Genomic DNA, 12,436 nt, shown 5'->3' on the forward strand with positions numbered 1-12,436 from the left:
TCGCCTACCGCCCGTCTACGCCGGCGCAAGCTCCACGGCGAGCAGGCGGTCGTCCTCGAGCCCGGGCTCTCCCCGCCCGTCGGTGTTGTTCGTCACGAACCAGAGGCGCCCATCGGGGCCGAGCAGCGCATCCCGAATGCGGCCGAATTCGCCGGCGAAGACCGGCGTCGACGCGCCGGGGTTCGCGATGTCGACCGCAAGCAAGCGCTGCCCGCGAAGACCCGCCAAGAACAGCGTGTCGCCCGCGATCGCGAGGCCGCTGGGGCTGGCCTCGCTCGTCGCCCACTGCTGCACCGGGTCGACGAAGCGGTCGTCACCACCGATGCCCTCGACGATCGGCCAGCCGTAGTTGGCGCCGGGCTCGATGCGGTTCAGTTCGTCCCACGTGTTCTGGCCGAACTCGGCCGCCCACAGTTGCCCCTCACGATCGAAGGCGATGCCCTGCGGGTTGCGGTGACCGAGCGAGTAGACGGGCGAGCCCGCGGTGGGGTTGTCGGCGGGAACGCTGCCGTCGAGCTCGAGGCGCAGAATCTTGCCGGCGAGCGAGGCCGGGTCTTGCGCGGCCTCGAGCACCTGCGCGTCGCCCGTCGTCACGTACAGCTTCTCGTCGGGGCCGATGGCGAGCCGCCCGCCGTTGTGCGTGCGCGCCTTCGGGATCCCCGTGATGACCGGGGTCAACTCGCCCAGCTGCAGGGCGCCGGGCTCGCCCGTCACCTCACCACGCAGCACGCGGTTGTCGCCGCTCGCCGTGACGTAGATGAACAGCGTGGTGGCACCGTCGCCCTCGTGAACCGCGAGGCCGTGCAGTCCGCCCTCGCCCCCGGGCACGACCCCCGGCACGGTGGCGAGCTCGCGAACGGCCCCGGCAGCCATCACCTCGTGGATTCGGGCCGAATCGCGCTCGCTGATCAGCACCGAGCCGTTCTCGAGCGGGGCCACTGACCAGGGCGCGGCGAGGCCCGTGACGAGAGCGTCGACTTCGCCGGCCGGCAGCACGAAGCCGGTCAGCCCGGGGTCAGCAGCGGCCGTCTCACTCGGCGACGGAGCCGGCACCTCGCTCGGGGCCGGTCGCGGCGCCGCGCTCGGCGTCGACGCCTCGGGCTCCGCGGCACACGCCGCAATCACCAGCGCGAGGGCGGCGGTGGTCGCGGCGACGGCGGCCGTTCGGCGGTGCGGGCGGATGCTCATGGCGGCTCCCTGACGAATCGCGCGTGTCGAGGCGGTCGCCTCGCCCACGCGTCTCACCAGCCTGCGTCGGTCGCCTGAATGGGGGGTGGGCGCTTCCTGAGGTGAGAGCTACTCTCGTTGGAGCCGTGCCGAGGGTCGGTGCGACCGGGAGGCATAACGATGGGGCTATACGAGAGGCTCGGCGGTGAGGCGGGACTTGACCGCGCCGTGCGCGAGCTCTCCGATCGCATCAGGGTCGATCCCGTGCTCGGGCGCTTCTTCGAAGATCTCGACTACGACGCCATCGTGCAGCACCGGTCCGACTACCTGATCGCGATTCTCGGCGGCCCTGAGCGCTACTCGGGGCAGGGCATGCGCGAGGCGCACCGGCACCTCGCGCTCACCGACGAGCACATGGACGTCTTTTTGCAGCTCGTGCGCAACACCCTCGTCGACCTTGACGTGTCGCCGCTCGACGTCGAGGCGACGGTCGGGCAACTCGATCGCCTGCGCCCGGCGCTCGTCATCCCGCCGGCCGAGGACTGATCGGCCGACAGCGTCTCGGCTCAGCGCCGGGGCCGACACCGTTGCGGCGCGGTCACGGTCTAGCGCGTCGAGAAGACGCTCTTGCTGGGCGGCGGCGACGGAACAGCGGTCGCGTCGGTCGCGACGGGCGCCCCGGCAATCCACTTCGTCAGCTCATCGCCTCCGAGAACTGACGCCGGGTGCGGGCCACCCGCGAGCAAGCGAGGCAGCCACGCGGTCGGGAGTGTGTCGACACCGGCGGCCATGACGACATTGCCGAAGCGCCGGCTCTTCAATACGCCCGACTCGGCGAGCGCGATGACGTCGGCGAACACGTAGCGCAGTGTCGCGGCCTGCGCCCGGGCAAAGGCGAGGCCGGGGCCGTCGGCGATATTGACGGCCACAATCCCGCCCGGCGCGAGCAGCGCCCGCACCTCCTCGTAAAACTCCACGCTCGTCACGTGGGCCGGAATGCGCGCGCCCCCGAACACGTCGACCACGACGATGTCGACCTGGCCGCGCAATCCGGCGGGCAGCTGCGCGAGCGTCTCGCGCGCATCCCCGTATCGAACGCGGATGCTCGCGCCCTTCGGCAACGGAAGGTGCGCCCGCACAAAGTCGACCAGCTCGCGTTCGAGTTCGACGACCTGCTGACGTGAGCCGGGCCGCGTGGCGTGAATGTAGCGGGGCAGCGTCATGGCGCCCGCGCCGAGGTGCAGAGCGGTCACGGGCTGGCCGGGCTCACCCCACGCGTCGATGACGTGGCCGATGCGCTGTACGTATTCGAAAAATAGGCGGCTCGGGTTGTCGAGGTCGACGTGCGACTGCGGCGTGCCGTCGACGACGAGTTCGTAGGCGCCCGCCTGCCAGCGGTCCTCGGTGATGTGGGCGAGCATCCCGTTCGCCAACCGGGTTTCAATGCGGTCCGCCATGCGGCAAGCGTGCCACAGCGATGCGATGCATCGGGGCGGATGCACGGGGTGGGTCGAGCGGTTATAGCGCAGCGACCGCAATCGGTCAAGAATGCGACTGGACAGGGCGCGTCGCAGAGGCCTAGTATTGAGGTTTGCGCTCCCCGAACGTTTCAGCCGTCAAATGGTGGTCGGCTGACGTGCCCCGAGTATAGCGGCGGGGTGGGGCCGGTACCCCCGGTTCCTCGAGGCTACAACTGCGCATTCACACCGACCGCACACTGTCACTGACGACACGTCACCGACAGCAACGGGCTCCCACGCCCACGGAGGAAGATCCTTGGCTGCTTCGCGCACCTCTCGCACGAACCCCACCACGAAGAACGGCCGAAACGCATCGCGTTTGTCGTTCGCCAAGATCAGCGACACGCTGACCGTCCCCGACCTGCTGGCCCTGCAGACCGAGAGCTTCGACTGGCTCGTCGGTAACGAGGCCTGGCAGGCGCGCGTCACCGAGGCTGAGGCCGCCGGCCGCACCGACGTGCCGACCCGCAGTGGTCTGGAAGAGATCTTCGAAGAGATCTCTCCCATCGAAGACCTCGGCGAGACGATGCAGCTGTCGTTCACGAACCCCTACCTCGAAGAGCAGAAGTACTCGATCGACGAGTGCAAAGAGCGTGGCAAGACCTACGCCGCGCCCCTCTACGTTGAGGCCGAGTTCATGAACCACATGACCGGTGAGATCAAGACGCAGACCGTCTTCATGGGCGACTTCCCGCTCATGACCGAGCGCGGCACGTTCATCATCAACGGCACCGAGCGTGTCGTCGTCTCGCAGCTCGTTCGTTCGCCCGGCGTGTACTTCGAGCGCACGGCAGACAAGACGAGCGACAAAGACATCTACACCGCGCGCATCATCCCCAGCCGCGGCGCGTGGCTTGAGTTCGAGATCGACAAGCGCGACCAGGTCGGCGTGCGCATCGACCGCAAGCGCAAGCAGTCGGTCACCGTCTTCCTGAAGGCGCTCGGCATGACCACCGAGGAGATCCGCGAGGCCTTCGCCGGCGTCGAGTCGATCGAGCAGACCCTCGAGAAAGACACCGTCCTCACGAAGGAAGAGGCGCTCAAAGACATCTACCGCAAGCTGCGTCCGGGCGAGCAGGTTGCCGCCGAGGCCGCGCGTGCGCTGCTCGACAACTTCTACTTCAACTCGAAGCGCTACGACCTCGCGAAGGTCGGTCGCTACAAGATCAACCGCAAGCTCGGCCTCGAGGCCCCGCTCAGCGACTCCGTGCTGACCGTCGACGACATCGTCGCGACGATCAAGTACATGGTGTCGCTGCACGAGGGTCGCACCGAGATCGAGGGTCTGCGCTCGGGCAAGAAGGCGAACATTCGCCTCGACGTCGACGACATCGACCACTTCGGTAACCGTCGTATCCGCGCCGTCGGTGAGCTGATCCAGAACCAGGTCCGCACGGGGCTCTCGCGCATGGAGCGCGTTGTCCGCGAGCGCATGACCACGCAAGACATCGAGGCGATCACGCCGCAGACCCTGATCAACGTGCGCCCCGTCGTGGCCGCGATCAAGGAGTTCTTCGGCACCTCGCAGCTGTCGCAGTTCATGGACCAAAACAACCCGCTTGCGGGCCTTACCCACAAGCGCCGCCTGTCGGCGCTTGGTCCGGGTGGTCTGTCGCGTGAGCGTGCCGGCGTCGAGGTGCGCGACGTGCACCCCTCGCACTACGGCCGCATGTGCCCGATCGAGACCCCGGAAGGCCCGAACATCGGCCTCATCGGTTCGCTCGCATCGTTCGCCCGCATCAACGCCTTCGGCTTCATCGAGACGCCGTACCGTCGCGTCACCAAGGGCAAGGTCACCGAAACGATCGACTACCTGACCGCGAGCGAGGAGGACGACTTCATCGTCGCCCAGGCCGGTGCTCCGCTGAAGGCCGACGGTTCGTTCGCAGACGACCGTGTGCTCGTGCGTAAGCCGGGTGGTGAGGTTGAGCTCGTCCCGTCCGACCAGGTCGACTACATGGACGTCTCGCCGCGCCAGATGGTGTCGGTGGCGACCTCGCTCATCCCGTTCCTTGAGCACGACGACGCGAACCGCGCCCTCATGGGTGCGAACATGCAGCGCCAGGCTGTACCGCTGCTGCGTTCTGAGTCGCCGCTCGTGGGTACGGGTATGGAGAACTACGCCGCGATCGACGCGGGTGACGTCATCACCGCCGAGAAGGCTGGTGTCGTCGCCGAGGTGTCGGCCGACCGCGTCGTGCTGCAGCTCGATGAGGGCGGCACGAAGGAGTACTTCCTGCGCAAGTTCGACCGCTCGAACCAGGGCACGAACTACAACCACCGCGTGATCGTCTCCGCAGGCGAGCGCGTCGAGGCCGGCGAGGTCATCGCCGACGGCCCCGCAACCGAGAACGGCGAGCTCGCGCTTGGCAAGAACCTCCTCGTGGCGTTCATGTCGTGGGAGGGCTACAACTTCGAAGACGCGATCATCCTTAGCCAGAACCTGGTGAAGGACGACACGCTCTCCTCGATCCACATCGAGGAGTACGAGGTCGACGCGCGCGACACGAAGCTCGGTAAGGAAGAGATCACTCGCGACCTGCCGAACGTCAGCCCCGAGCTGCTGGCCGACCTCGACGAGCGCGGCATCATCCGCATCGGTGCCGAGGTCCGCCCCGGCGACATCCTCGTCGGCAAGGTCACGCCGAAGGGTGAGACCGAGCTGTCGGCCGAAGAGCGTCTGCTGCGTGCCATCTTCAACGAGAAGAGCCGTGAGGTTCGCGACACCTCGCTGAAGGTTCCCCACGGCGAGCAGGGCACGATCATCGGTGTCAAGGTGTTCGACGCCGAAGACGGTGACGACGAGCTCGGCTCGGGCGTCAACCAGCGCGTGGTCGTCTACATCGCCCAGAAGCGCAAGATCTCTGAGGGTGACAAGCTCTCGGGCCGCCACGGCAATAAGGGCGTCATCTCGAAGATCCTCCCCGTCGAAGACATGCCCTTCCTCGAAGACGGCACGCCGGTCGACATCGTCCTCAACCCGCTCGGTGTTCCCGGCCGCATGAACTTCGGCCAGATCCTCGAGATCCACATGGGGTGGGCGGCATCGCGCGGCTGGAAGGTCGAGGGCAACCCCGACTGGGCCGCCGGCATCCCCGCCGAGGCGCGCGAGGCTGCTCCCGGCACCAAGATCGCCACCCCGGTGTTCGACGGTGCCCGTGAGGACGAGATTGCAGGGCTCCTCGACTCGACCCTGCCGAACCGCGACGGTCAGCGCATGATCGATTCCTCTGGCAAGGCGCGACTGTTCGACGGTCGTTCGGGCGAGCCGTTCCCCGACCCGATCTCGGTCGGCTACATGTACATCCTGAAGCTGCACCACCTCATCGACGACAAGATCCACGCGCGTTCGACGGGTCCGTACTCGATGATCACCCAGCAGCCGCTCGGTGGTAAGGCGCAGTTCGGTGGACAGCGATTCGGTGAGATGGAGGTCTGGGCTCTCGAGGCGTACGGCGCTGCTTACGCGCTGCAAGAGATCCTGACCATCAAGTCCGACGACATCCTCGGCCGCGTCAAGGTGTACGAGTCGATCGTCAAGGGCGAGAACATCCAGGAGCCGGGTATCCCCGAGAGCTTCAAGGTTCTGATCAAAGAGATGCAGTCGCTCTGCCTGAACGTCGAGGTGCTCTCGGCCGACGGCACGGCGCTGAGCCTCAAAGACACGGATGACGAGGTCTACCGTGCCGCTGAAGAGCTCGGCATCAACATCTCTAGCCGCTTCGAGTCGTCGTCGATCGACGAGATCTAAGCGCCCCCGAGTACTGACAAAGACTGTTACGAGAGAGAAGAACCTGTGCTCGACGCAACTACTTTCGACTACCTGCAGATCGGTCTGGCTACGGCCGACGACATCCGCAAATGGTCGTACGGCGAGGTCAAGAAGCCGGAAACCATCAACTACCGCACGCTGAAGCCTGAAAAGGACGGCCTCTTCGGCGAGCAGATCTTCGGGCCCTCCCGCGACTGGGAGTGCTCGTGTGGCAAGTACAAGCGCGTGCGCTTCAAGGGCATCGTGTGTGAGCGCTGTGGCGTTGAGGTCACGAAGTCGGCTGTGCGCCGTGAGCGCATGGGCCACATCGAGCTCGCCGCCCCGGTCACCCACATCTGGTACTTCAAGGGTGTTCCGAGCCGTCTCGGTTACCTGCTCGACATGGCGCCGAAAGACCTCGAAAAGGTCATCTACTTCGCCGCCTACATGGTGATCTCGGTCGACGAAGAGGGCCGTCACTCCGACATGCCCGGCCTCGAGAACGAGATGCGCCTCGAGATCCAGACACTTGAGAAGCAGCGCGACTCCGCGATCGCGATGCGCCTCGAAAAGCTCGAGGGCGAACTCGCTGCGCTCGAAGAGGAAGGCGCCAAGGCCGACCAGAAGCGCAAGACGAAAGACGCCGGCGAAAAGGAAATGGCGCAGCTGCGCAAGTCCTTCGACGAGCAGATCGCTCAGCTCGAGCGCGTGTGGGAAGACTTCCGCACCCTCAAGGTTGGCGACCTGAAGCCCGAAGACGCCGTGTTCCAAGAGCTGCAGGACCGCTACGGCCTGTACTTCGAGGCGCACATGGGCGCCGAGGCGATCAAGCGTCGTCTCGAGACCTTCGACCTCGCCGCTGAGAGCGAGCTGCTCCACGAGCAGATCGCCGGCGGTAAGGGCCAGAAGAAGATCCGTGCGATCAAGCGCCTGAAGGTCGTCAACTCGTTCCTGCAGACCGGCACCTCGCCGGCCGCCATGGTGCTGGAAGCCGTTCCGGTCATCCCGCCGGAGCTGCGCCCCATGGTGCAGCTCGACGGTGGCCGCTTCGCGACCAGTGACCTGAACGACCTGTACCGCCGCGTCATCAACCGCAACAACCGTCTGCGTCGCCTGCTCGACCTCGGTGCTCCCGAGATCATCGTGAACAACGAGAAGCGCATGCTGCAGGAGGCCGTTGACGCGCTGTTCGACAACGGTCGTCGCGGCCGCCCGGTGACGGGTACGGGTAACCGTGCGCTCAAGTCGCTCAGCGACATGCTGAAGGGTAAGCAGGGTCGTTTCCGTCAGAACCTGCTCGGTAAGCGCGTCGACTACTCGGGCCGTTCGGTCATCGTTGTCGGCCCGCAGCTGAAGCTGCACCAGTGTGGTCTGCCGAAGATCATGGCGCTCGAGCTGTTCAAGCCGTTCGTGATCAAGCGTCTGATCGACCTGGGCCACGCCCAGAACATCAAGAGCGCGAAGCGCATGGTCGAGCGTTCGCGTCCGCAGGTGTGGGACGTGCTCGAAGAGATCATCCGCGAGCGCCCCGTCATGCTGAACCGTGCGCCCACGCTGCACCGTCTCGGCATCCAGGCCTTCGAGCCGCAGCTCGTTGAGGGCAAGGCAATCCAGCTTCACCCGCTCGTCTGCGCGGCGTTCAACGCCGACTTCGACGGTGACCAGATGGCTGTGCACCTTCCGCTGTCGGTCGAGGCGCAGGCCGAGGCCCGCATCCTCATGCTCGCGTCGAACAACATCCTGAAGCCGTCTGACGGCCGCCCGGTGACGGTTCCGACGCAGGACATGATCATCGGTTTGCACCACCTCACCACCGTGCGCGAAGGCGCCGTCGGCGAGGGCCGTGCGTTCTCGAACACGTCCGAGGCGATCATGGCCATGGATTCGGGTGCCCTGCACCTGAACGCTGTGGCGCGCATCCGCCTCACCGGTCAGAAGTACAAGGACGGCCGCGAACTGAAGGAGACGACCCTCGGTCGTGCGCTCTTCAACGACCTGCTGCCCGAAGACTTCCCGTTCATCGACCACGTGGCCGACAAGGGCACGATCTCGCAGATCGTGAACGACCTCGCCGAGCGCTACCCGAAGACGATCGTCGCCGCGACGCTCGACAAGATGAAGGACGCCGGATTCCACTGGGCCACGCGCTCGGGTGTGACCGTCGCCCTCAGCGACGTCGTGACGCCGCCGGCGAAGAAGCAGATCGTCGCCGAGTACGAGAAGAAGGCCGCCAAGATTCAGGCGCAGTTCGACAAGGGCCTGACGACCGATGACGAGCGTCGTCGCGAACTGGTCGCACTGTGGACGGAAGGCACCAAGGCCGTCAACGACGCGATGCGCGAGAACATCCCGACGTACAACACCATCAACCGCATGGTCACCTCGGGTGCCCGCGGTAACTGGCTGCAGGTCGGAAACATCGCCGGTATGCGAGGCCTCGTCTCGAACCCGCGCGGTGAGATCATCGCCCGCCCGATCATCAACTCGTACCGCGAGGGCCTGTCGGTCGCCGAGTACTTCATCGCCACCCACGGTGCGCGTAAGGGTCTCGCCGACACCGCTCTGCGTACCGCTGACTCGGGCTACCTGACGCGTCGACTCGTCGACGTCGCACAGGACGTGATCATCCGCGAGGACGACTGCGGCACCTCGAAGGGTCTCGACTTCCCGATCGCTCACGAGGTCGACGGCCAGTGGGTGCGCGACGACAACGTCGAGAACCTGGTGTTTGCTCGCACGCTGGCCGCTGACGCGGTCGACGCGAAGGGCACCGTGGTTGCCGAGGCCGGCGTCGACGTCGGTGACGTGCTCATCAATGAGCTCGTTGCCGCGGGCGTCGCGTCGATCAAGGTGCGTTCGGTCCTCACGTGTGAAAGCGCCGTCGGTGTGTGCGCGGCTTGCTACGGCCGTTCGCTCGCCACCGGTCAACGCGTTGACCTCGGTGAGGCCGTCGGCATTATCGCGGCCCAGTCGATCGGTGAGCCTGGAACCCAGCTGACGATGCGTACCTTCCACACGGGTGGTTCGGCCTCGGCTGACGACATCACGCAGGGTCTGCCCCGCGTGACCGAGCTGTTCGAGGCCCGCACCCCGAAGGGGTCGAGCCCGATCGCCGAGAGCGCCGGTCGCATCACGATCGACGACTCGCAGGCTCAGCGTCGCCTCATCCTCACCCCCGACAACGGGGACGAGGAGGTCGTGTACCCGGTCACGAAGCGTGCCGCTCTGCTCGTCGAGGACGGTCAGCACGTCGAGCTCGGCCAGCAGCTGCTCGAGGGTCCGGTCGACCCGAAGGAGGTGCTGCGCGTCAAGGGCGTGCGCGCCGTGCAGCAGCACCTCGTCGAGGGTGTGCAGGGCGTCTACCGCTCGCAGGGTGTGCCGATTCACGACAAGCACATCGAGGTCATCGTTCGCCAGATGCTGCGCAAGGTCACCGTGGTTGACCACGGCGAGACCGACCTGCTGCCGGGTGAGCTCGTCGACCGCTCGAAGTACAACGCGCTGAACCGCGAGGCGCTGGCCGAGGGCAAGAAGACGGCGTCGGCTCGTCAGGAGGTCATGGGTATCACCAAGGCGTCGCTGGCAACCGAGTCGTGGCTGTCGGCCGCGTCCTTCCAGGAGACGACCCGCGTGCTCACGCAGGCCGCCATGGAGGGCAAGCGCGACCCGCTGCTCGGCCTGAAGGAGAACGTCATCATCGGAAAGCTGATCCCGGCGGGTACCGGCCTCGCGGCCTACCGCAACGTGTCGGTGGATGCGACCGAGGAGGCGAAGTCGGAGCGTTACCCGAACCGCATCTTCGCCGACGACTCCGCGTTCAGCGAGGCCGACCTGTCGTTCGTCGACTTCGACTCGTTCTCGAGCGATGAGTTCACGGGTGGCAACAACTCGGGCGGCACCTACAGCTGATCCGCTGATTCACCCTGAAGGCCCCGGCCCTGCTTCGCGCAGGCCGGGGCCTTCGGCATTTTCGCCCCCGTTTTGGGGGGACGGCTGACCCATCTCAATACCGCTGGCCCCCGAATGAGGGAGTAGGGCAGGGCTACGGCGTGTCGTAGCGTTCACTGCGGGGACGTGCATGCGCGAGGCGAACAGCACATGCATTCGGCGAGGGGGAAGTGCACACATGGTTTCAGTCGCAGAAGTGCTGATTATTCGGGGCTACATGCCCATCACCGCGCTGGACTCGACCGACATCGATCGCGATGAAATTGTCGACGATCTCGTTGACCAGGGTGTGATCTCGCCGTCGCAGGCGGCGTCGGCACGGGCCGAGGCCGCCGGCCTGTCGTTTGTCGAGCTGGCGGAGTACCCGGTCGACAGTGCGGCGATCTCTCTCGTGACGAGCCAGATCTGTCGCCGTCACTCTGTGCTTCCGATTCACGCGACCTCCAGCACGATCACCCTCGCCATGGCTGACCCGGGCAACGTCTTGGCGATCGACGATGTCCGTGCCGTGACCCGCTTGCACGTTGTGCCCGTTGTCGCGGAGGCGACCGATCTCGAGCAGGCCATCAATCGCTATCACCGTGCCGATGGTGAGCTGACAAGTCTCACGTCAGAGATCACCGACGAGACGTCGACCGAAATCGCGACGAACGACTACAGCGAGATTCGGGATGACGATGCGCCGATCGTTCGATTTGTGCACCTGCTCATCAGCCAAGCGATTCAAGACCGTGCATCCGATATTCACATCGAACCGACTGAATACGATTTTCGGGTTCGCTACCGCATTGACGGCGTTCTCCACGAGATGCAGCGAGCGCCCAAAAACATTCAGAATGCGGTGATCTCGCGACTCAAGATCATGGCCGACATCGATATCGCTGAGCGCCGCAAGCCGCAAGACGGCCGCTTGTCGGTGCAGCACTCCGGCACGAAGATCGACCTGCGCGTGGCCACTCTGCCTACCGTGTTCGGCGAGAAGATTGTCATGCGTATTCTCGACAACTCGACGACCACGCTGAGCCTTGAAGCACTCGACCTGCTGGAGCGCAACGCTGCGGTGTTCAAGGAGTCGTATACGAAGCCCTACGGCATGATCTTGGTCACCGGCCCGACGGGATCGGGTAAGTCGACCACGCTGTACACGACCCTGCACGCCGTGTCGACCCCCGAGATCAACGTCATCACGGTTGAGGACCCGGTCGAGTACCGCATTCCCGGCATCAACCAGGTGCAGGTGAATCCCAAAGCCGGGCTGACCTTTGCGAGCGCGCTGCGCAGTATCCTGCGTTCTGACCCCGACGTCGTGCTGCTGGGTGAGATCCGTGACCACGAGACCGCGCAGATCGCCATCGAGGCGTCGCTGACCGGTCACTTGGTGCTGTCGACCCTGCACACGAACGACGCGCCGAGCGCGGTGACTCGACTGATTGAGATGGACATCGAGCCCTTCTTGGTGGGTTCAGCACTCGACTGCATCGTCGCTCAGCGCCTCGCCCGCCGCTTGTGCGAAAAGTGTAAAGAGCAGTACGTGCCCGAGGTTTCGCAACTGGTCGGCATGCGTATCGGCTTCGACCCTGAGCTGCACGCCGTGCCGACCCTGCACCGCCCCGCCGGTTGCCAGCACTGCTCGGGCACCGGCTACCGCGGCCGCATCGCGCTACACGAGGTCATGCAGATCAGCGAGGCCATCGAGCGCTTGGCTGTCGCGCGCGCGTCAAGCGCCGAGATTGGCCGCGTCGCTGTCGAAGAGGGGATGATCACCCTCCGTCAGGACGGCTGGCTCAAGGTCGCGATGGGCAAGACATCGATCGAAGAAGTTCTGCGCGTCGTCGCCTGACGTCACGCCGAGGGGGGAGCAGTACACCATGTCCGATTCCGGGTTTTCCTTGTTTCAGCCGAAGGGCGCCGGCGACGCCGATCGTTCGGTTCTGACGCCGCCGAGCGCGCCCGCCCAGGCTGAGCCGACCTCGGCGGCGTCGCCGTCAGCGGCGCCGCTCGTTCCGCCGAGCGCTCCGCCCCTGTTTCCGCCCGCACACGCCGCGCCGGG

The 12,436-nt window shown here is 65.8% G+C and carries 6 protein-coding genes; 4 read left to right on the forward strand and 2 right to left on the reverse strand.

All coding sequences use genetic code 11. The annotated features are described in order from the left end of the window. Positions 1-15: 15 nt before the first annotated feature. Positions 16-1,188, reverse strand: a complete 1,173-nt coding sequence (locus tag EV141_RS09400) for a PQQ-dependent sugar dehydrogenase (RefSeq protein WP_130485685.1) — start codon at positions 1,186-1,188, stop codon at positions 16-18. Positions 1,189-1,347: 159 nt separating this feature from the next. Here EV141_RS09400 and EV141_RS09405 point away from each other — a divergent pair, with 159 nt between their 5' ends. Then, a complete protein-coding gene (locus tag EV141_RS09405) occupies positions 1,348-1,713 on the forward strand; it encodes a group I truncated hemoglobin (protein WP_130485686.1) in 366 nt (121 codons plus the stop codon). A 59-nt stretch (positions 1,714-1,772) separates the two neighbouring features. Here EV141_RS09405 and EV141_RS09410 read toward each other — a convergent pair whose 3' ends face one another. Further along, positions 1,773-2,624, reverse strand: a complete 852-nt coding sequence (locus tag EV141_RS09410) for a spermidine synthase (protein ID WP_130485687.1) — start codon at positions 2,622-2,624, stop codon at positions 1,773-1,775. Between the two features lie 319 nt (positions 2,625-2,943). Here EV141_RS09410 and rpoB point away from each other — a divergent pair, with 319 nt between their 5' ends. The 3 genes from rpoB (at position 2,944) to EV141_RS09425 (ending at position 12,226) form a co-directional block, all read left to right on the forward strand. Then, positions 2,944-6,438 (forward strand): DNA-directed RNA polymerase subunit beta, encoded by a 3,495-nt coding sequence (gene rpoB / locus EV141_RS09415; protein WP_130485688.1) that lies wholly within the window; start codon positions 2,944-2,946, stop codon positions 6,436-6,438. Between the two features lie 45 nt (positions 6,439-6,483). Beyond that, entirely contained in the window at positions 6,484-10,347 is a 3,864-nt protein-coding gene (gene rpoC, locus EV141_RS09420) for a DNA-directed RNA polymerase subunit beta' (RefSeq protein WP_130485689.1), read from the forward strand. A gap of 217 nt (positions 10,348-10,564) precedes the next feature. After that, entirely contained in the window at positions 10,565-12,226 is a 1,662-nt protein-coding gene (locus tag EV141_RS09425; RefSeq protein WP_130485690.1) for a GspE/PulE family protein, read from the forward strand. Positions 12,227-12,436 lie beyond the last annotated feature (210 nt).

Origin of the sequence: Microcella putealis, from assembly GCF_004216575.1 — a bacterium.
In the GTDB taxonomy this organism is placed as follows: Bacteria; Actinomycetota; Actinomycetes; order Actinomycetales; family Microbacteriaceae; genus Microcella; species Microcella putealis.